Source organism: Burkholderia sp. LAS2, from assembly GCF_018417615.1.
Classification (GTDB): domain Bacteria; phylum Pseudomonadota; class Gammaproteobacteria; order Burkholderiales; family Burkholderiaceae; genus Burkholderia; species Burkholderia sola.
Genome location: NZ_CP071052.1, coordinates 1,723,889 through 1,744,316, shown reverse-complemented (window position 1 = coordinate 1,744,316; position 20,428 = coordinate 1,723,889). Strand labels below are relative to the sequence as shown.

General features: G+C 69.0%; 15 protein-coding genes and 1 pseudogene. 5 read left to right on the top strand and 11 right to left on the bottom strand.

Features of this window, described 5'->3' with window-relative positions; translation table 11 throughout:
- The first annotated feature begins 58 nt into the window (after positions 1-58).
- Complete coding sequence (locus tag JYG37_RS08160; protein ID WP_213346003.1) at positions 59-952, top strand: LysR family transcriptional regulator; 894 nt, start codon at positions 59-61, stop codon at positions 950-952.
- Between the two features lie 115 nt (positions 953-1,067).
- The gene (locus JYG37_RS08155) at positions 1,068-2,261 is read left to right on the top strand and encodes a DUF2242 domain-containing protein (protein ID WP_089488629.1); all 1,194 of its coding nucleotides are present in this window, start codon (positions 1,068-1,070) and stop codon (positions 2,259-2,261) included.
- Positions 2,262-2,512: 251 nt separating this feature from the next.
- Here JYG37_RS08155 and JYG37_RS08150 read toward each other — a convergent pair whose 3' ends face one another.
- Positions 2,513-3,433, bottom strand: coding sequence for a pyridoxal-phosphate dependent enzyme (locus JYG37_RS08150; protein WP_213346002.1), 921 nt, complete (start codon positions 3,431-3,433; stop codon positions 2,513-2,515).
- Between the two features lie 161 nt (positions 3,434-3,594).
- On the opposite strand from JYG37_RS08150, the gene JYG37_RS08145 reads away from it, so the two are divergent.
- Together JYG37_RS08145 and JYG37_RS08140 are read left to right on the top strand one after the other, a co-directional pair.
- Complete coding sequence (locus JYG37_RS08145) at positions 3,595-4,506, top strand: LysR family transcriptional regulator (RefSeq protein WP_213346001.1); 912 nt, start codon at positions 3,595-3,597, stop codon at positions 4,504-4,506.
- A gap of 492 nt (positions 4,507-4,998) precedes the next feature.
- Positions 4,999-6,204, top strand: coding sequence for an MFS transporter (locus tag JYG37_RS08140; protein ID WP_089488309.1), 1,206 nt, complete (start codon positions 4,999-5,001; stop codon positions 6,202-6,204).
- 104 nt (positions 6,205-6,308) lie between these two features.
- On the opposite strand, the gene JYG37_RS08135 is transcribed toward JYG37_RS08140, so the two are convergent.
- From JYG37_RS08135 to JYG37_RS08125, 3 genes are read right to left on the bottom strand one after another with little or no spacing between them, the layout of a single operon-like run.
- Complete coding sequence (locus tag JYG37_RS08135) at positions 6,309-7,331, bottom strand: histone deacetylase family protein (protein WP_050015152.1); 1,023 nt, start codon at positions 7,329-7,331, stop codon at positions 6,309-6,311.
- Between the two features lie 24 nt (positions 7,332-7,355).
- A complete protein-coding gene (locus tag JYG37_RS08130; protein ID WP_050015150.1) occupies positions 7,356-8,627 on the bottom strand; it encodes a Zn-dependent hydrolase in 1,272 nt (423 codons plus the stop codon).
- 31 nt (positions 8,628-8,658) lie between these two features.
- Positions 8,659-9,969: an MFS transporter gene (locus JYG37_RS08125; RefSeq protein ID WP_050015149.1), complete on the bottom strand. Its 1,311-nt coding sequence runs from the start codon at positions 9,967-9,969 to the stop codon at positions 8,659-8,661.
- Between the two features lie 188 nt (positions 9,970-10,157).
- Between JYG37_RS08125 and JYG37_RS08120 the strand changes: the two genes are divergently transcribed.
- Complete coding sequence (locus JYG37_RS08120; RefSeq protein WP_050015147.1) at positions 10,158-11,114, top strand: LysR family transcriptional regulator; 957 nt, start codon at positions 10,158-10,160, stop codon at positions 11,112-11,114.
- A 58-nt stretch (positions 11,115-11,172) separates the two neighbouring features.
- Here JYG37_RS08120 and JYG37_RS08115 read toward each other — a convergent pair whose 3' ends face one another.
- The 7 genes and pseudogenes from JYG37_RS08115 to JYG37_RS08085 form a co-directional block, all read right to left on the bottom strand.
- Positions 11,173-12,231, bottom strand: coding sequence for a porin (locus JYG37_RS08115; protein WP_213346000.1), 1,059 nt, complete (start codon positions 12,229-12,231; stop codon positions 11,173-11,175).
- Positions 12,232-12,413: 182 nt separating this feature from the next.
- Positions 12,414-13,838, bottom strand: a complete 1,425-nt coding sequence (locus tag JYG37_RS08110) for a purine-cytosine permease family protein (RefSeq protein WP_050015144.1) — start codon at positions 13,836-13,838, stop codon at positions 12,414-12,416.
- A gap of 425 nt (positions 13,839-14,263) precedes the next feature.
- Positions 14,264-14,893 carry an NAD-dependent epimerase/dehydratase family protein gene (locus JYG37_RS08105; RefSeq protein WP_213345999.1) on the bottom strand — a complete coding sequence of 210 codons (630 nt, stop codon included), beginning with the start codon at positions 14,891-14,893 and terminating at the stop codon, positions 14,264-14,266.
- Between the two features lie 242 nt (positions 14,894-15,135).
- Entirely contained in the window at positions 15,136-16,527 is a 1,392-nt protein-coding gene (lpdA, locus tag JYG37_RS08100; RefSeq protein WP_176016661.1) for a dihydrolipoyl dehydrogenase, read from the bottom strand.
- Between the two features lie 4 nt (positions 16,528-16,531).
- Positions 16,532-17,846, bottom strand: a pseudogene (locus tag JYG37_RS08095) (dihydrolipoamide acetyltransferase family protein).
- A gap of 1 nt (position 17,847) precedes the next feature.
- Positions 17,848-18,888, bottom strand: a complete 1,041-nt coding sequence (locus tag JYG37_RS08090; RefSeq protein ID WP_050015137.1) for an alpha-ketoacid dehydrogenase subunit beta — start codon at positions 18,886-18,888, stop codon at positions 17,848-17,850.
- 2 nt (positions 18,889-18,890) lie between these two features.
- Entirely contained in the window at positions 18,891-20,123 is a 1,233-nt protein-coding gene (locus JYG37_RS08085; RefSeq protein ID WP_050015135.1) for a 3-methyl-2-oxobutanoate dehydrogenase (2-methylpropanoyl-transferring) subunit alpha, read from the bottom strand.
- Positions 20,124-20,428: the final 305 nt, after the last annotated feature.

Genomic DNA, 20,428 nt, shown 5'->3' with positions numbered 1-20,428 from the left:
CGGAAAAATCAGAGAGAATCTGACTTTGAGTTCGGTTTTTTCGATATATCGCGCACCGATGCTGAATTTTCGCCATCTGTACTATTTCTGGGTCGTCGTGAAGGAAGGCGGCTTCGCGCGCGCGGCCGGCCGGCTGGACATGGCCGTGCAGACGATCAGCGCGCAGGTGCGCGAGCTGGAGAAAGCGCTCGGCCACCAGTTGCTGCGCCCGGCCGGGCGCGGCGTCGCGATGACCGACGCCGGGCAGGCCGCCTTTGCGCGCGCGGAAATCATCTTCGAGATGGGCCGGCTGATCCCCGACGACGTGCGCGCGGCGGCCAGCCAGCCGACCGTGCGGCTCGCGGTCGGCCTCGCGGACGGCATCTCCAAGCTCGCCGCGCACGCAATCCTGGCCCCGGTGCTCGACACGCCCACGCTGCGGCTGCTGTGCCACGAAGGCGAGCACGACGCGCTGCTCGCGGAACTCGCGCTGCATCAGCTGGATCTCGTGCTGGCCGGCCAGGGTGCGCCGTCCGGGTCGAACCTGCGCGTGACGAGCGAGCGGCTCGTCGCGTCGCCGGTCGACTGGTACGGGCCCGCGGCGCTCGTCACGCCGGCCGCGCGGCAGCGCTTTCCGCACTGCCTGGCCGAGCTGCCGGTGCTGCTGCCGACTGCGCATTCGGCATTGCGCGCGCGTCTCGGCCTGTGGCTGGAAAGCGCGCGGATCGTGCCGCGCGTGGCCGGCGAGTTCGAGGACAGCGCGCTGATGGCCGTGTTCGCGGCGCGCGGCCTCGGCGTGTTTCCGCTGAGCGAACTCGGCGCGAACGATGCGTCGCTGCTGCGCGGGCTCAGGCGGCTCGGGCGCGCGGGCGACGTGACCGAGGAGATCCACGCGATCCGCTCCCGGCGCGGCGAACATCATCCGCTGACGGCGCAATTGCTGGCCGCGGCGCGCGGCGCGCCGGCCGACTGAAGCGAGCGCGACACCAAACGAAACTATAATGTCGCCCCGGCCATACGAGATGTGCGCCGCATCAATCCGGGCACTCCCCTTGCGCCGCCTCTCGCCGAGCCTTCTGAAAGACGCCATGCACAACCGATTTCGCCTGTTTTCCGTTTCGTGCGCGCTCGCGGCCGCGGCCGTGCTGGCGGCATGCTCGTCGCCGCCCAAGCCGATCTACCAGCAGGAACAGTTCGACGCGACCAGCAGCCCGTATGCGCATACGTTCCACTCGAAATCCGACGCGGCCTGCGAGGCCGCCCGGCGCGCGCTGCTGAGCCAGGGCTACGTGGTGTCGTCGTCGCGCAACGACGCGGTCGACGGCAGCAAGAATTTCCAGCCGAGCAACGACATGCACGTCGTGATCGAGTTTCACGTCGTGTGCGCGGACGCGACGGCGGACGGCGCGTCGAGCATCGCGTACGTGAACGCGGTGCAGGACCGCTATACGCTGAAGAAATCGAATACGTCGGCCAGCGTGGGCTTGAGCGTGTTCGGCTCGCTGTCGCTGCCGATCGGGTCGAGCGACGACGCGCTCGTCAAGACCGCGAGCGAGACGATTCCCGCCGGCGTGTTCTATGAACGCTTCTTCACGCTCGTCGACCATTTCCTGAAGATCGACCCGGCGCGCCGCGACCGCGCGACCGTGAAGGCCGCGGAGAAGGAGCCCGTCGCGCCGCTGCCCGAGCCCGCGCCGACGCCGCAGGGCGAACCGATGAAGATGACGACGCCGGTCGTGCCGACGCCGCCCGCGGCGCCGGTGCCGCTGTCGGCGACGGGTGTCGCGCCGGGGTCGGGCGCGAATGCCGTGCCGGCCGCGGCATCGGCCATCGCGGCGCCGGCTGCGATGCGCGCCGCGGCGCCGACGGCGGCGTCCGGGCCGGTGCCGGCCTCGGGGGCGGCACCCGCGGCCGCTTCTGCGCCTGCGCCTGCGCCGGCTTCGGCTGCCGGCCCGGCGCCTGCATCGACCCCGGCTCCCGCTCCCGCTTCGTCTGCTGCGCCAGCTTCGGCGCCTAAGCCGGTTTCCGGTCCGGCAACCGCGCCGGCACCTTCGTCGACCTCCGGTTCGACGGCCGCGCCGGTTTCCCCGCCCCTGGCTCTGTCGGAGCCGGCAACAGCCGCGGCCACCGCTACGCCGTCGTCGTCCTCGGCCGCGCCTTCGTCAGCGGCATCCACGCCCGCATCGGCATCGGCGCCGTCAAGCGCATCGCCTGCGCCGGCTACCGCCAACCCCGTCGCATCGTCCACGCCGTCCGGCGCGAGCGCACCCATCGCGAATTGATCGCGCTCCCGTATCGTCGCGCCCGGCCGCATGCGGCGCGGCGCGACGACTCGCCCCCCTTCCGCAACGTTCCTGAAGTCGTTTCCGCCCATCCGGCCGTGCGCCGACCGCGCATGGTCGCGCGGGATTGACGGTAAGGCAACGTCGACGCGTGGCGGTTCGCCATGCACGCGCCAGACCCGCCGTCACCGCGCGCGACAATCGCAAGCAATCCGCCGTCTCGCGAGTGCGCTGCTCACCCGCGCACTCGCCTACCGCAACGTCGCGCGCAGCGTCTGCAGATCCTCGGCGGTCGTGGCCACCCCGCCGCAGACGATCACGGCGATGTCCGCGGCCGACGCGAGCACCGGCACCGGCCGCTCCAGCGCGGCCAGCGCCGCGCCGCACGCGGGCTCGACGACGATCCTGTGTTCGTCGAGAAACCGCAGCGACGCCGCCACCGCGTCGGCGTCGGACACGACGACCGGATGGATCGCGTGGCGTGTCGCCCATTCGACCGCCGCGTCGCACGGCCGCTTCGCGCCGAGCGTCGTCGCGATGCTCGAGATGGCCGCCAGTTCGACCGGACGCCCCTGCGCGATCGAGCGCGCATAGCAGTCGGCGCCTTCCGTCTCGGCCGCGACGACCGGCACGTCGTGCCAGCCGTTGCGCGCCAGCCCTTCCAGCACGCCGCACAGCAGACCGCCGCCGCCCACAGCAAGCACAACCGCGTCGGGCTTCGGGCCGGCCGCCGCCATCTCGTCGATCATCGTCGCGTGGCCCTGCCACAGCACGCGATCGTCGAACGGATGCACGAACGCGTCGTGTGCGTCGAGCGCCGACTGCGCGAACGCGTTCGCCTCGGCCCAGCTCGCGCCGTGCACGACGAGTTCCGCGCCTTCGACGCGGATCAACTCGCGCGCCCGCACCGACGTGCTTTCCGGCACGACGACGCGCACTGGCACGCCGAGCTCGCGGCCGCAGTACGCGACCGCGATGCCCGCGTTGCCGCCCGACGACGACACGAATCGCCGTGCGCCGGCGGCGTGCCGCGCCTCGCAGACGGCGCCGATGCCGCGCAGCTTGAACGAACCCGACGGCTGCAGCGCCTCGAGCTTCAGCCGGATGGTCGTGCCGAGCCGGCGGGATGCGATCGGCGAGCGGATATAAGGAGTCGGGATATGAAGCGGCATGGGACGGAACGCAATGAGGACGGAGGAAACGCACACGACGCGCAACGACGCGCATTCGGCAATGACGGTCATCGTACGGCAGGCCTGCCATGCTTTCCAATACCATCGAATGGCGTTTGCTATGCTTCACAGGCATATCCACACATCAGACCCCACACCGCATGCGCCAGATCGAACTGCGTCACCTGCGCTACTTCGTCGCCGTCGCCCAGGCCGGCAGCGTGATGGCCGGCGCCCGTGCGGCCGGCATCGTCCAACCCGCGCTGTCGCGACAGATCCGCGAACTCGAGGACGCGATCGGCACGCCGCTGCTGAGTCGTCGCGCGACGGGCGTCACGCTCACGGCGGCCGGCACGAGCTTCCTGCACGATGCGACCGGCCTGCTCGCGATGCTGCAGGACAGCCGCGAGCGCGCGCTGCGCAGCGCGGCCGGCCAGCTCGGCGAACTGCGGCTCGGCGCGCTGCCGAACTGCCTGCCGCTGCCGGTGGTCGCGAACGTCCTCAAGGCGTTTCGCGATGCGTGCCCGGACGTGAAACTGTCGATCGCGCCGATGCTGTCGGCCGAACAGGCGAGCGCGCTGATGCGCGGCCAGCTCGACGCCGGGATCATGGCGTGGCGTCGCGAGGAAGCGCCGCACCTGACGGGCGTGCGGCTGCTGAGCGACCGCTTCGTGCTCGCGATGCCCGCGCCGCCGGGCGGCCGCTTCGTCGCGCCGCGCACGCTGGCCGACGTCGCGAACGAGCCGTTCGTCTGGTTCGATGCGCAGCGCTCCGCCGCGCACCACCGGTTCCTGATGACGCAGTGCGAGCAGGCCGGCTTCACGCCGCGCATCGCGCAGGTCGGCAGCGACATCCCGACGCTGATCGGCCTCGTCGCGGCCGGCATGGGCTGCGCGTTCGTGCCGGAAAGCGCGTCGCCGACCTGCCCGCGCACGGTCCGGCTCGTCGCGCTCGACGCGCTCGCGAGCCGCTTCGACATCGAGTTCGTGTTCGACGGTGCGGCGGCGGCCCCGTCGCCCGTCGTCGCGCGGTTTCTCGCGGCGGTCCGCGACGCGGCCGGCGAACCGGGCTGAACGTACGCCGGATGCCTCGCCGCGCGATCGGGCGATGCAACTTGCAGCGCCGGCCGCTGGACGGAATCGCCCTCCGCGATCTCGCCGTTTTCGCCGTTTTCGCTGTTTTTGAGCACTGAACGACGCCGCCGTGCCACCGAAAAATCTTTCAGAACGCCGACGGACGGCGTCACGACGCCGCTATTTTCAAATTGACACCCAAAACGGCCGTTTAACGCCGATTCGAATCGTCCTGGCCCGAAATATACTGCCCGCGCATCCAATTCCTCGTGCCAAAGAGAGGATGCGTTTCCGCCCCGGCCACGGACCCCCTGTGGTCGGGGCTTTTTTCCTGTTGCGCGTCGAGTCACGCCCCACACACGCCGCATTATTGACATGAAATCAAGATAATTTCGTCCGGATGCGGCTTTTTCCGCAAAAGTAATGCAGGCACACTTCGGGCTGTCCTCAATGGCTTCGTGCCGTTGTCCCCCGCTTACAGGAGCCCGCCGCGTGAACCCCACGACTTCCTCTCCGTCCCGTCCGGGCGGCAGCGCCGCGCTGCCGCTGCTGGCGCTCGCCGCCGGCGCGTTCGGCATCGGCACCACCGAGTTCTCGCCGATGGGCCTGCTGCCCGTGATCGCCGACGGCGTGCACGTGTCGATTCCGCAAGCCGGCATGCTGATCAGCGCGTATGCGATCGGCGTGATGGTCGGCGCGCCGCTGATGACGCTGCTGCTCGCGCGCTGGTCGCGCCGCTCCGCGCTGATCGCGCTGATGTCGATCTTCACGATCGGCAACCTGCTGTCGGCCGCCGCACCGGACTACACGACGCTGCTGCTCGCCCGCCTCGTGACGAGCCTCAACCACGGCGCGTTCTTCGGGCTCGGCTCGGTGGTCGCGGCGAGCCTCGTGCCGCGCGACAAGCAGGCCAGCGCGGTCGCGACGATGTTCATGGGGCTGACGATCGCGAACGTCGGCGGCGTGCCGGCCGCGACCTGGCTCGGCCAGATGATCGGCTGGCGCATGTCGTTCGCGGCGACCGCGGGCCTCGGCCTGGTCGCGATCGCCGGCCTGTTCGCCGCGCTGCCGAAGGGCGAAGCCGGCAAGATGCCGGACCTGCGCGCCGAACTCTCCGTGCTCACGCGCCCGGTCGTGCTCGGCGCGCTCGCGACGACGGTGCTCGGCGCCGGCGCGATGTTCACGCTCTATACGTACGTCGCGCCAACGCTCGCCCACCTGACGGGCGCCACGCCCGGCTTCGTGACCGCGATGCTCGTGCTGATCGGCGTCGGCTTCTCGATCGGCAACATCGCGGGCGGGCGCCTCGCCGACCGCTCGCTCGACGGCACGCTGATCGGCTTCCTGTTGCTGCTGATCGCGACGATGGCCGCGTTCCCGCTGCTCGCCGCGACCCACGCGGGCGCCGCCGTCACGCTGCTGGTCTGGGGGATCGCGACGTTCGCGGTCGTGCCGCCGCTGCAGATGCGCGTGATGCGCGCGGCCCATGAAGCGCCGGGCCTCGCGTCGGCCGTCAACATCGGCGCGTTCAACCTCGGCAACGCGTTCGGCGCCGCCGCCGGCGGTGCGGCGATCTCGGCCGGGTTCGGCTACGCGGCGGTGCCGCTCGTCGGCGCGCTGATCGCCGCCGCCGGGCTCGCCCTCGTCATGCTGCAGGTCACGCAGCGCCGCCGCTCGCCGGCCACCGCGAATTCGTAAGCGCGGGGAAGCCCGGACTACCGGGAACCGTCCGCACGCATTTTTACGGCCGCGCCATGCGGCCGTTGTCGTTTCCGGCGCGCGGTCCGGTTCCGACGGCCCGATCAGCGTCCCGCGGCGAACCTGCCGAAGAACGCGCGCGCGTTCGCCTCGAGACTCTCGAGGTGATAGCCGCCTTCCTGCACGATCACCGTCGGCAACCCGAGCGCGCCGATCGCGCGGCCGAGCCGGCCGAACCCGTCGGTCGTGACCGCGACCTGCGATTGCGGATCGTCCTTGTAGATGTCGAAGCCGAGCGCGAGCACGAGCGCATCGGGCTGGAACCGCGCGAGCGCGCGCAGCGCGTCGTCGAGCCGCGCGAAGAACGTCGACTCCGGCGCGCCGTGCGGCATCGGCAGGTTGAGGTTGAAGCCGTCGCCGGCGCCCGCGCCCGTCTCTTCCTCGTAGCCCGCGACGACCGGGTAGAAGTTGGTCGGGTCGCCGTGAATCGATACGTACAGCACATCGTCGCGGCCGTAGAAAATCTCCTGCACGCCCTGCCCGTGATGCATGTCGGTATCGAGGATCGCGACGCGGCGATGGCGGCCGAGCAGCGCCTGCGCGGCGATCGCCGCGTTGTTCAGGTAGCAGAAGCCGCCCGCCGCGTCGCGGCGCGCATGATGGCCGGGCGGCCGGCACAGCGCGTAGGCTTCGCGTGCGCCGTCGTTGACGTCGGCCGCCGCGGCCAGCGCGCCCTGCGCGGACCAGTACGCCGCGCGCCACGTGTTCGCGCCGACCGGGCAACTGCCGTCGGCGAGATAGCGCGCGGCTTTCGCGAGCACGCCGCGCAACGGGTTCGGATCGCGCACGAACACGTTCGACATCACTTCGTCGCCCCAGTCGTCGGGCATCTGCTTCCAGTCGCGGTGCGCATCCTCGAGAAAGCGCAGGTAGTTCATGTCGTGCACGGCCGCGATCGGCGCGGTGCCGCGGTCGGTCGGCTCGCGCACGTCGAAGTCGAGCGACCGGACGGCCGCGACGAGCCGCGCCGCGCGCTCGGGCACTTCCTGCGGTTCGCGCATCTGGCCGCGCGACAGGTAGCTGCGCGGATGGTGCAGCAGTTGTTCGGGATGGAAATAGGTTTTCATCGTCGTCCTCGTCGATTAGCCGGATCAGGCGCCGTGCGCGGCGGCAGCCGCGTCGATGCGCGCCGCGATGCCCGCGCGCGCGAGCACCGCATGGAGCAGCACGTTCGCGCCGCGCGTCACGTCGTCGGGCAACGCATCCTCGGCTTCGTTGTGCGACAGGCCGTCGACGCACGGAATGAACACCATCGCGGTCGGGAAACGACGCGCGAGCAGGATCGCATCGTGGCCGGCGCCGCTCACGATCCGCTCGTGCGTGTAGCCGAACGCAGCCGCGGCCTGCGCCACCAGCCCCACGCAATCGCGATCGAACGGCGTCGCCGGGCTGCGCCAGCAGGTGTCGATCGCCACTTGCACGCCGCGCGCGGCGGCGATGCGGGCGCACGCCTCGCGCAGGTCGCGCTCCATCGCATCGACTTCGGCATCGTCGTGATGACGCAGGTCGACCGTGAACGTCAGCTCGCCGGCAATCGTGTTGCGCGATGCGTGGCGGATGCCGACCTGCCCGATCGTCGCGAGCCCGCGCGGTGCATAAGCGGCGACGATCCGTTCGAGTTCGAGCGCGATCTGCGCACTCGCGAAATACGCGTCCTTGCGATACGGCATCGGCGTCGTGCCGGCGTGCGCAGCCACGCCCGTCACCGTCACGTCGAGCCAGCGGATCGCCTGCCCGCCCGTGACGATGCCGATCGTCGTGCCGTTCGCCTCGAGCACGGGCCCTTGTTCGATATGCGCCTCGAAATACGCGTCGACCGCACCGCCCGTTGCGCGCGTGCCGCGATAGCCGCATGCGTCGAGCGCCGCACCGAGCGTGACGCCGTCGGCGTCCCGCTTCGCGAGCGCGTCGTCGAGCGGCAGCGCGCCGGTGAACACGGCCGACCCGAGCATCGCCGGCGCGAAGCGCGCGCCTTCCTCGTTGGTCCACGACACGATCTCGAGCGGCTTGTCGGTCGCGATGCCCGCGTCGTTCAGCGTGCGCACGAGTTCGAGCGCGGCGAGCACGCCGTAGACGCCGTCGAAGCGGCCGCCTTCGGGCTGCGTGTCGAGATGGCTGCCGATCAGCACGGGAGCCGCCTGCGCATCGGCGCCGTCGCGACGCGCGAACAGGTTGCCGACCGCATCGACGCTCACCGTCAGCCCCGCGTCGCGGCACCATTGCGCGAACAGGTCGCGCCCGCGCCGGTCGTCATCGGTGAGCGCGACACGCCGCACGCCGCCGCGCGGCGTCGCGCCGACGCGCGCCATGTCGGCCAGGCTCTGCCACAGGCGGGCGCCGTCGATTTCCAGCAGGTCGTTCATTGGGATTCCGGATCGATTCGTTCGTTGAGGTTCAATGCGAGCCGAGCGCTTCGGCGGCGGCCGGCTGCGCGGCGCGGCGCGCGTCGAGCGCGACGATGCAGAGCAGCGAGATGCCGGCGAGACACGTGTAGAACACCGCGAGCGGCCACCACTGGCCCGTGAAGCGATGCGCGAGCCACGTGCCGACGAGCGGCGTCAGGCCGCCCGCGATCGCGCCGCAAATCTGGTAAGCGAGCGAGATCGCCGAATAGCGCACGTGGGCGGGAAACACGTCGCTGACGAAGCCCGCGATCACCGAATAGAAGCCGGCCATGCAGACGACGGCGAGCGCGATGCCGGCGATCAGCGACGCCGACGTGCCACCCTGCACGAGCATGAACATCGGATACGGCGACAGCATCGCGAGCAGCGCCGCGAGCTTCAGGAAGCGTGCGCCGCCGATGCGCTCGGCGATCCACGCGGCGAGCGGCTGCGCGAAGAACTGGATGATCGCGACCGCGAACAGGCTGTCGAGGATCAGCGAGCGCGACACGCCGACGTACTGCGTCGTGTACGCAATCATGAACGTGTTCGTGAAATAGACGCCCGCGATGCCGATCGTGTTCGCGCCGATGCAGAGCAGCACGAGCCCCGACGCGGAACGGAACACTTCCGCGACCGGCAGCTTCACCGTGCGGTTCGCTTCCTTGACCCGCGCGAACTCCGGCGACTCGTTCACGCCGAGCCGGATCAGGATGCCGACCACGAGCAGCACCGAACTCGCGAGAAACGGCAGGCGCCAGCCCCACGCGAGGAAGTCGGCCTTGTCCATCGACGTGACCGCGCGGAATGCGATCAGCGACAGGATCAGCCCGGCCGGGCTGCCGAGCTGCGCGAACGATGCGAAAAACGTGCGGCGCCCCTGCGGCGCATGCTCGCCCGCCATCAGCACCGCGCCACCCCATTCGCCGCCGACCGCGATCCCCTGCACGACCCGCAGCGCGACGAGCAGCACCGGCGCGAGGACGCCGACCTTCGAATAGGCGGGCAGCAGCCCGACGCAGACGGTCGCGACGCCCATCATCATCAACGTCGTCATCAGCGCCTTCTTTCGGCCGATGCGGTCGCCGAGATGGCCGAAGATCACGCCGCCGAGCGGACGCGCGAAGAAGCCGACCGCGAACGTCGCGAACGACGCCATCGTGCTGACGAACGGGTCGTGCGACGGGAAATAGAGTTCGCCGAACACGAGCGCGGCCGCGGTCGCGTAGATGTAGAAGTCGTACCACTCGATCATCGTGCCGATGAACGCGGCCGTCGCGGCGCGTGCCGGCTGGCGGGCGGAAGGAAGGGACTGAGTCATGCGGGCTCCTGACGCGCGCCGCGGCGGAGCGGCACGCACTATCGTGAGGACGGCCGTCTGTCGCGGCCTCGCGCCGCACGCTGCGGCGCCCCCCTTTATCGGTGGCCGCAAATCATTAGTCAAATTTCAAGTTATTATTCTCTATATAAATTCAACTAATGCCTGCCCGCCGCCCGCCCGGAGACCCGATGCGCCCCGACCTCGCCCCGTTCCTCAACGATCGCCTCGACTGGAACCTGCTGCGCACCTATCTGGTGATCATGCAGGAGCGCAGCGTGAGCCGCGCGGCCGCGCGCCTGCACGTCACGCAGCCGGCCGTGAGCCAGGCGCTGCGGCGGCTCGAGGAGACGCTCGAGCGCCGGCTGATCGAGCGGCGCGGCGCGCACTTCGCGCCGACGCCGGCCGGCGAAGCCGTGTACCGGATCGCGAGCGACATCTACGGCGGCATCTCGCGCCTCGAAACCGAAATCGACGACAGCACCGCCGACCTGACCGGCTCGATCCGGCTGCTGACGGTGAGCCGCATCGAATCGCCCGTCTACGACGAATTCCTCGCGGATTTCCATCGCGCGTATCCGCGTATCGATCTGCAGATCGAAGTGATGCGTTCGTCGGACATCCTGTCGTCGCTGCTGCAGAAGACGGCCACGGCCGGGCTCGGCCTGTGCCGCACGCCGCACGACAAGCTGGAGATGCGCTGCTTCCTGCGCCAGCGCTATGCGATCTACTGCGGCCGCCATCACCGGCTGTTCGGGCAGACGCAATTGCGGATGGACGATCTGCTCGCGGAGAATTTCGTGTCGTTCACGAGCGACCAGATCGGCGACAGCCTGTCGCCGCTCACCGTGTTTCGCGACCAGAAGGGCTTCACGGGGCGCATCGTCGCGTCGTCGCCGAGCCTCGACGAAGTGCGGCGGCTGATCTTCGCGGGCTATGGCATCGGCTGCCTGCCCGAGCACATCGTACGTGACGACATCGCGCAGCAACGGCTGTGGCGGTTGCCGCCCGACGACGGGCTCGTCGATGTCGACGTGTTCCTGCTGTGGCATCGCGACCGCAAGATGAATGCGGCGGAGCATGCGTTTCTCGACGCGATGGAGCGCTGCATGCAGCGCTACTCGCTCGCGGAGCGGCTGGGGAAATGATGACGCGGGTGCGCCCGATGCACGCGCCGGGCGCACGCGGCCCGGCGCATTGCGTGCGTCAGAAGCGATGCACGATGCCGAGTTGCACGCCGCGCGCATTCGCGCCCGGGTACGCGAGCGGCAGGCCGGGGTTTGCCGCGCCGGCAAGCGTGTAGTCGGCCTGGTTGCGGTTGCGCAGGTACGACAGCGCGCCGTAGAAGCTCGTGCGCTTCGACAGGTCGTACTCGTACATCAGTCCGAGCTGGTCCGCGTTATTGCGTTGCGACGGCTGGTCGTGCAGGTACGCGTAGCCGAGCGCGATAGCGTTCGCCGGGTTGATCTGATATTTGACCGACAGCCCGTACACGCGCGAATCGATTCCGAGGTCGGCCCACTTCACCGCGGAGAACCCGCCGTAAACGGTGGCCTTGCCGATTGCGTACGATGCGCCGGCCATGATCGTGCGATCCGTCGTGGTCGCCGCGGCGTTCTTCAACCACTGGCCCGCGACGAATGCGCCGAACGGGCCGTGTTCGTAGGTCAGGTCGAACTGCCGGCTGGAGCCGGCCGAGCGCACGCCGCCCGCGTCGCCGAACCCGAAGTACAGCCCGCCCTGGAAACCGGCCATCTCCGGGCTCTGGTACGACAGCGTATTGCTCGTGCGGAATGCGAACACGGTCAGGTTGTCCATGCCGGACGCCTGCGTGACGCCGCCGAACGCATCCTGCCCGCCCTGGTCGTTGAACAGCGGCGAATTCTGCCGGCCCGCGCGCACCTTGCCCCACTGCCCCGCGATGCCGACCCACGCCTGCCGGTTGAACATCGTGCCGGCGCTCGCGAGCGAGCCGTCGTTCGGGTTGAAGCCGTTTTCCAGCGCGAACTCGATCTTCTGGCCGCCGCCGATCTCTTCGCCGCCCTTCAGCCCGAACCGGCTGCCCCACTGGCCGCCCGAGTTGATCGCGGCCGTATAGCCGTTGCCCGTGTTCACGTATTGCGCGAATTCGTCGATCACGCCGTACAGCGTGACGCCGTCCTGCGCGAGCGCGGCGTCCGAACCGGCGACGCAAGCGGCCGCGACGGCCATCCGAAGACCGGCATGCACCGGTCGCGCCCAGGAACGATGTTCTCGTGCGTTCATTTTATTAGTCCTGCTATTCAATGAAAGGAGAATGGAACGACGCCGGGCACGATGGTCCACCATGCCGGCATCGCGGATAACGAAGAGGATGTGCGGTGCGGTTGCCGGTCGCGCCGGTTCGGCGCGTCGGGCCGCTCAGGCCGGCGGCAGACCGGCCCGACGAACGACGTGATACGTCGGTGTCAGACCTCGCCGCGTTCGAGCGGCAGGATCAGGCGTTCGGGAATGCTGCGTCGCGACGCGCGGGCGCCGACGTAATACAGCACGGCCGGCACGACGAGGCCGAGGATCCACGAGATGTCGGTGCCGCCGAGCGCATCGACGAGCGGCCCCGTGTAGATGTGCGTCGACATGAACGGCAATTGCACCAGGATGCCGACCACGTAGATCGTGATCGCCATCACGTTCCAGCGACCGTAGCGGCCGTCGGGATCGGACAGCGCCGGCACGTCGTAGCGCGAACGCGTGAAGCAGTAGTAATCGACCAGGTTGATCGCGCTCCACGGCGTGAAGAACGCGAGCAGGAACAGGATGAACGCGGTGAATTCCTTCAGGAACGAATGACGGCCCGCGAGCGCGATCAGCGTCGATACGCAGATCATCCCGAAGATGTACACGAGGCGGCTCTTCGACGATACCGCGCCCTTGCCGCGAAAGCCGCTGACGATCGTCGCCATCGACATGAAGCTGCCGTACGCGTTGAGCGCAGTCACCGTGACCTTGCCGAACGCGATGCTGAAGTACAGCAGCGCGGCCACGGCGCCCGTCGAGCCGAGGCCGACGATGTACGACACCTCATGGTGCGCGAACTGGCTGCCGGCCAGCGCGGCCGCGAACACGCCGAACACCATCGCCGCCTGCGCGCCAATTACCGAACCGAGGCCGACCGCGAGAAACGTCGCCACCGACGACGTCGAACGCGGCAGGTAGCGCGAATAGTCGGCCACGTACGGGCCGAACGCGATCTGCCACGACGCGGACAGCGACATCGCGAGCAGGAAGCTCGCGAGCGAGAAATGCTTGTTCGCGAGCAGCGCGCCGACGTCGTGGTTCGCGAACAGCTGCGCGAACATGTAGACGAACGCGACGATGCCGACCACGCTCGCGATCCGGCCGACGAAGTGGATCGCGCGATAGCCGAACACGGTCAGCACGACGATCACGGCCGCGAACAGCAGGATGCCGGCCGCGTCGTCGACGTGCAGCAGTTGCGCGACGGCCTGCCCGGCCAGCACCGAGCCGCTCGCGGAAAAGCCGATGTACATCAGGCACACGAGCACGATCGGGATCATCGCGCCATACACGCCGAACTGCACGCGGCTCGAGATCATCTGCGGCAGCCCGAGCTGCGGCCCCTGCGCGCCGTGCAGCGCCATCACCGCGCCGCCGACGAGCTGGCCGAGCAGCAGCGCGACCAGCGACCAGAACACGTCGCCGCCGAGCACGACCGCGAGCGCGCCCGTGACGATAGCCGTGATCTGCATGTTCGCCGACAGCCACAGCGTGAACTGGCTCAGCAGGCCGCCGTGGCGCTCGGCGTCGGGAATGAAGTCGATCGAGCGTACCTCGATCAGTCCGCCGGCTTTTCCACTGGAATTCGTTGACACGGGTCAATCTCCAAAATACTCAGGACCACACAGGGTTTGAACAGGACAGGAAGCTGCGAGCCGCCCTTTCGGCTCGACGGATGCGGGGCGCCGTGGATCGCCGGCATGCGCCACGCACGCACGGTCTGCACGCTGGCGCGCAAGCGGCACGACGTGTGCCGACATTGCCAGCGGATGATCTTGTATATACAACTTGCGAGATATCGGTGATTACCCGGAATCAATCGATTTTCGAAATCGTCCGAGAGATCCGTGCACGTCCGGGCGATTTCGCCGCAAGTCTGGCGTTGGAAAAATGAAAGGTCAGGCGCTGGATGAAATGACTGCCGGGATGGACATCGTGCACGCCGCGCTCGCCGAGCAGTTCGGCACGCTCGACGGAAACGCAGACGAATGGCCGGACGGGCGCACCCGTCCGCGCCGTATCAGACCAGTTGGTCGGATGCGACGACCTGCACGCCCGGCCGTGCATCGATCGCCGCGTCGAGCAACGCGCGCGCAATCCGCGACGCGGGATTCACGCGCCACTTCGCCGGCAGCACCGGCGCGGCGGCGCTCAGCGCGAACGCGAACAGCCGCTCGCCGAGCCGGAATTCGTCGCGGCTGCCGCCGATCAGGCCCGGCCGCACGTAAGTGAGCGAATCGAACCCGACGCCGGCGAGCGCCTGCTCGACCTCGCCCTTCACGCGGTTGTAGAAGATGCGCGACGCAGCATCGGCGCCGAGTGCGGAATTCAGCACGTAGGTCGACGTGCCGTGCCGGTGCGCGAGCCGCGCGACCGCGAGCGGATAGTCGTGATCGACGCGCCGGAAGGCCGCCTGCGAGCCGGCGGCCCGCATCGTGGTGCCGAGCGTGCAGATCACGGCATCCGCGTGCCACCAGTCGCCCGTGTCGGGCAGATGGTCGAAATCGACCTCCAGTGCGCGCATCTTCGGATGCGGCGTCAACGGCCGGCGCGCGAGGACGATCACCTGGTCGACCCGCGCATCGGCCAGCGCGACGTCGAGAACGTGGCGCCCGACGAGTCCGGTCGCGCCGACGAGCAGCAGTTTCATGTCTCGTGCTTCCGTGTGGAGCCTGCGTTGGCGGACCCGAAGCGGCCCGGTTTCCGGCTATCGACATGATCGTCGGCTGACGTGGCGTCGACAACCCTCCGCTCGTCTCGAAAAATTACGGCGCTGTCGGGTGCGGTCCCGCGCGACCGAATGTCGACTGAAACAACATGACGTTCATCAGACGCCGCAAGCGCCGCCGATACGTGCGTGACGTACCGGCGGCGCCCCGTCAGGCAATTACGTCAGACATGCAGCGCATGTCCGAGCGCGCGCAACGCCGCTTCCTGCAGCGCCTCGCCGAGCGTCGGATGCGCGTGAATCGTGTCGCCGATGTCCTCCAGCCGCGCGCCCATCTCCAGCGACTGCGAGAACGCCGCGGCCAGCTCCGACACCCCGCGCCCGACCGCCTGCCAGCCGACGATCAGGTGATTGTCGCGCCGCGCGACGACGCGCACGAATCCGTCGGTCGCCTGCAACGTCATCGCCCGCCCGTTCGCGGCGAACGGGAACGACGCGCTCAGGCAATCGACGCCAGCCGTGTGTGCATCGTCCGGCGACCAGCCGGCCGTCACGATCTCGGGATCGGTGAAGCACACGGCCGGGATCGACGCGGGCGTGAATTCGCGACGCCGGCCCGCGATCAGCTCGGCCACCATCTCGCCTTGCGCCATCGCGCGATGCGCGAGCATCGGCTCGCCCGCGACGTCGCCGATCGCCCAGACATTGCGCATCGACGTGCGGCATTCGTCATCGATCCGCAGCGCGCGGCCGTTGCGATCGAGCATCAGCGTCTCGAGCCCGAACCCGTCGACGCGCGGCCGACGGCCCACGGCGACCAGCACGCGGTCGGCCGGCAACGTCTGCTCGGCGCCATCGGCTGCCTGCACGCGCACCGCGCCGTGCGCGTCCAGCCCGAGCACCTTGTGGCCGAGCCACAGCCGCACGCCGAGCCGCGCGAGCGAATCGGCCACCGGCCGCACGAGTTCGGCATCGTACGCAGGCAGCACGCGCTCGGCCGCTTCGACGACGCTGACGTCGACGCCGAGCTTCCGATAGACGGTCCCGAGTTCGAGCCCGATATAGCCGGCCCCGACGACGACCAGCCGCTTCGGCAGCGTCGCGGGCGACAGCGCTTCGGTGGACGACACGACGTGCCCGCCGAACGGCATCGACGGCAGCTCGACCGGTTCGGAACCGGTCGCGAGCAACAGGTGTTCGCAACCGATCCGCACCGTATGGCCGCCGCCGACGACTTCGACGGTCTTGCCGTCGATCACGCGCGCTTCGCCGTGCAGCACGCGCACGCCGTTCTTCTTGAGCAGCGTGCCGACGCCGCGCGTCAGACGATCGACGATGCCATCCTTCCATGCGACGCTTCTCGCGATGTCGATCTCGGGCGTGCGCACGCGGATGCCGAGCGCGCCTTCGCCGGCATGACCGCACGCCTGTTCGAACGCGTCGGCCACGTGGATCAGCGCCTTCGACGGAATGCAGCCGATGTTCAGGCAGGTGCCGCCGAGCCGGTCGCGTTCGACGAGCACGGTCGGAATGCCGAGCTGGCCCGCGCGGATCGCGGCGACGTAGCCGCCCGGGCCGCCGCCGATGACGAGCAGTGTGGTGTGTTCGTTCTTCATCGGCTCACTCCACGAACAGCAGCGCCGGGCGTTCGAGCACCGCGCGCACGGCCTGGATGAATTCGGCCGCGTCCGCGCCGTCGACGACGCGATGATCGAACGACGACGACAGGTTCATCATCTTGCGCGCGACGATCGCGCCGTCGCGGATCATCGGCCGCTCGACGATCCGGTTCACGCCGACGATGCCCACTTCCGGATGATTGATCACCGGCGTCGACACGATGCCGCCGAGCGCGCCGAGGCTCGAGATCGTGATCGTCGACCCGCTCAGCTCGTCGCGGTGCGCGCGGTTCGCGCGCACCGGCGTCGGCGAGCCGCGCGATTTCGGCGGAGATCGACCACACGTCGCGCGCTTCCGCATGACGCAGCACGGGCACCGTGAGGCCGCCGTCCGTCTGCGTCGCGACACCCATGTGCACCGCGCCGTAGCGCGTGACGACGCCCGCTTCGTCGTCGAAGCGCGCGTTGATCTGCGGGAAGTCGCGCAGCGCGATCACCATCGCGCGGATCAGCAGCGGCAACGGCGTGAGCTTGCCGCGCGTGTCGCCGTGGCGGCGGTTCAGTTCCGTGCGCAACGATTCGAGTTCGGTCACGTCGATTTCCTCGACGTAGCTGAAGTGCGGAATGCGGCGCTTCGCTTCCTGCATCTTGCGCGCGATCGCGCGCCGCAAGCCGATCACCGGCACGTCGGTTTCGTCGTGGCGTTCGTTGTAACCGCGCGGTTGCGCCCCTCGCGCCGAACCGCCGCCGGTGCGCGCATACGCATCGAGATCCTCATGCAGGATCCGCCCGGCTTCGCCGGTGCCGCGCACGTAGCGCAGCTCGATGCCCATGTCCCATGCACGCTGGCGCACGGCCGGCGACGCGAGCGGCCGTTCGCCCGGCGCAAGCGCCGCGCGCGGCTGCGCGGCCGGTTCGTCGCGGCGCGGTTTCGCCGGTGCGCGATGCGCGGCGGGCTGCACCGGCGGCTCGGCCGGCACGTCCGCCACCGGCTTCGCCGGCGCCGCCGCCGCGACCGGTGCGGTTGCTACCTTTGTTTCCCGCACCGGTGCCGCGGCCTTCAGGTTGCCGTCGCCTTCGACTTCCAGCCGAATCAGCTCGCTGCCGACCGCCATCATCTCGCCGATCCGGCCGCCCAGTTCGATCACCTTGCCCGTCACCGGCGACGGAATCTCGACCGCCGCCTTGTCGGTCATCACGTCGGCGAGCGGCTGGTCTTCCTTGATCGTCTGCCCGACTTCCACATGCCAGGCCACCAGCTCGACCTCGGCGATCCCTTCGCCGATATCCGGCATCTTGATGACATGAATCCCCATCTCACGCCTCCATCACGCGTCGCAACGCTTCACCGACCCGGGTGGGCCCCGGAAAGTACGCCCATTCCTGCGCATGCGGATACGGGGTGTCCCAGCCCGTCGTGCGCTCGACCGGCGCTTCGAGGTGGTAGAAGCAGTGTTCCTGGACCAGCGACACGAGCTCCGCGCCATAGCCGCAGGTACGCGTCGCCTCGTGCACCACGACGCAACGCCCGGTCTTGCGCACCGACGCGACGACCGTGTCGAGATCGAGCGGCCACAGCGTGCGCAGATCGATCACTTCCGCGTCGATGCCCGTCTCCTCGGCCGCGGCGAGCGACACGTGCACCGTCGTGCCGTACGTCAGCACCGTCACGTCGTTGCCGGGCCGCACGACGGCGGCCGTATCGAGCGGCACCGTGTAGTAGCCTTCCGGCACCGCGCTCGCCGGATGCTTGAGCCACGACGTGACGGGCCGTTCGTGATGGCCGTCGAACGGCCCGTTGTACAGCCGTTTCGGTTCGAGGAAGATCACCGGATCGTCGTTCTCGATCGACGCGATCAGCAGCCCTTTCGCGTCGTACGGATTCGACGGCATCACCGTGCGCAGCCCGCACACCTGCGTAAACATCGCTTCCGGGCTCTGGCTGTGCGTCTGCCCGCCGTAGATGCCGCCGCCGCACGGCATCCGGATCGTCATCGGCGCGGTGAACTGGCCGGCCGAGCGATAGCGCAGCCGCGCGCCTTCCGACACGATCTGGTCGGATGCCGGGTAGAAATAGTCGGCGAACTGGATCTCGCAGACGGGCCGCAATCCGTACGCGCCCATCCCGACCGCCGCGCCGACGATCCCGCCTTCGGAGATCGGCGCATCGAACACGCGCGATTTCCCGTATTTGTTCTGCAGTCCTTCGGTACAGCGGAACACGCCGCCGAAATAGCCGACGTCCTGCCCGAACACGACCACATCGCTGTCGCGCCCGAGCATCACGTCCATCGCGGAGCGCAGCGCCTGGATCATCGTCATCGGCTGCGTGGCCGTCCCTGTCTCGTGTTGCGCCATGATCACGCTCCCAGTTCCTGGCGCTGACGGCGCAGGTGCGCGGGCAGCTCCTTGTAGACGTCGTCGAACATCGAGGCCGGCGACGGAATCCGGTCGTCGGCCAGCGTCCCGTATTTCTCCGCTTCCTTCTGCGCGGCGATCACCTCGGCCTCGAGCTCGGCCGTCAACGCGTCGTGCGCGCCGTCCGACCAGATGCCCTTCACGATCAGGTGACGCTTGAAGCGCTCGATCGGATCGCCGAGCGGGAAATGGGACCAGTCGTCGCTCGGCCGGTACTTGGTCGGATCGTCCGACGTCGAATGTGCGCCCGCACGGTAGGTCACCCACTCGATCAGCGTCGGGCCGAGGTTGCGACGCGCGCGTTCGGCGGCCCAGCTGGAGGCCGCGTAGATCGCGAGGAAGTCGTTGCCGTCGACGCGCAGCGACGCGATCCCGCAGCCGACGCCGCGCCCGGCGAACGTCGTGCCCTCGCCGCCCGCGATCGCCTGGAACGTCGAGATCGCCCACTGGTTGTTGACCACGTTCAGCACGACCGGCGCGCGGTACACGTGCGCGAACGTGAGCGCGGTGTGGAAATCGGCTTCGGCCGTCGCGCCGTCGCCGATCCACGCGGACGCGATCTTCGTGTCGCCCTTGATCGCCGACGCCATCGCCCAGCCAACCGCCTGGATGAACTGCGTCGCGAGGTTGCCGGAAATGGAGAAGAAGCCGGCTTCGCGGTCCGAGTACATCACCGGAAGCTGGCGCCCCTTCAGCGGATCGCCTTCGTTCGACATCAGCTGGCAGATCATCCGCTCGAGCGGCACGTCGCGCGCGATCAGGATGCTTTGCTGCCGGTAGGTCGGAAAGCACATGTCGCCGTCGCGCAGCGCCATCGCGTGCGCGGTGCCGATCGCCTCTTCGCCGAGACTCAACATGTAAAAGGAGATTTTCTTCTGACGCTGCGCGATCATCATGCGCGCGTCGAAAATGCGGGTCTTGAGCATCGCGCGCAGCCCGGCGATCAGCCGTGCATCGTCGAGATCGGGGGCCCACGGGCCGACGGCCTTGCCGCTGTCGTCGAGCACGCGCACGAGGCTGCGGGCGAGATTGGCGGTGTCTGCCGCGGCAACGTCGATCGGCGGGCGGCGGACGGCGCCGGCCGGCGATAGATGCAGGTAGGAAAAGTCCGTCTTGCAGCCCGGGCGCCCGGTGGGCTCCGGCACATGCAGACGCAATGGCTCTGACAGGCTCATCGTGTCGTCTCCACGCTCGATTGTGTCTCACGCTGTTTGGGAACGCGCGGGCCGGTTGCCGGCCTGCGCGCGAGCTGACGCGCGGATAAGCACGTCAACCTTGGAAATCTATGCCTTGCCGCGACGGGCGTCGATGCCCAAGCCGCTCGTTCGTCGTGAGCAGATTTGCCATGGTGGCGATCGGCGAAGGACGTGTTTGCTGCAGCGCATCGTCGCTGGGCTGGCGGCGACGACGAGCGGGCATCGAGGGACGGACGGATCGGTGTCGTCCCGATCATGTGAGGGTACGAAGCAAAAGACCCCGC

Bases quoted from the DNA above. Each gene is read 5' to 3' on its own strand.
- JYG37_RS08120 (WP_050015147.1), top strand. From the start codon at position 10,158: ATGCGCCCCGACCTCGCCCCGTTCCTCAACGATCGCCTCGACTGGAAC.
- JYG37_RS08090 (WP_050015137.1), bottom strand. From the start codon at position 18,888: ATGGCGCAACACGAGACAGGGACGGCCACGCAGCCGATGACGATGATC.
- JYG37_RS08145 (WP_213346001.1), top strand. From the start codon at position 3,595: ATGCGCCAGATCGAACTGCGTCACCTGCGCTACTTCGTCGCCGTCGCC.
- JYG37_RS08115 (WP_213346000.1), bottom strand. From the start codon at position 12,231: ATGAACGCACGAGAACATCGTTCCTGGGCGCGACCGGTGCATGCCGGT.
- JYG37_RS08150 (WP_213346002.1), bottom strand. From the start codon at position 3,433: ATGCCGCTTCATATCCCGACTCCTTATATCCGCTCGCCGATCGCATCC.
- JYG37_RS08155 (WP_089488629.1), top strand. From the start codon at position 1,068: ATGCACAACCGATTTCGCCTGTTTTCCGTTTCGTGCGCGCTCGCGGCC.
- JYG37_RS08135 (WP_050015152.1), bottom strand. From the start codon at position 7,331: ATGAAAACCTATTTCCATCCCGAACAACTGCTGCACCATCCGCGCAGC.
- JYG37_RS08085 (WP_050015135.1), bottom strand. From the start codon at position 20,123: ATGAGCCTGTCAGAGCCATTGCGTCTGCATGTGCCGGAGCCCACCGGG.
- JYG37_RS08160 (WP_213346003.1), top strand. From the start codon at position 59: ATGCTGAATTTTCGCCATCTGTACTATTTCTGGGTCGTCGTGAAGGAA.
- lpdA (WP_176016661.1), bottom strand. From the start codon at position 16,527: ATGAAGAACGAACACACCACACTGCTCGTCATCGGCGGCGGCCCGGGC.
- JYG37_RS08125 (WP_050015149.1), bottom strand. From the start codon at position 9,969: ATGACTCAGTCCCTTCCTTCCGCCCGCCAGCCGGCACGCGCCGCGACG.
- JYG37_RS08105 (WP_213345999.1), bottom strand. From the start codon at position 14,893: ATGAAACTGCTGCTCGTCGGCGCGACCGGACTCGTCGGGCGCCACGTT.
- JYG37_RS08130 (WP_050015150.1), bottom strand. From the start codon at position 8,627: ATGAACGACCTGCTGGAAATCGACGGCGCCCGCCTGTGGCAGAGCCTG.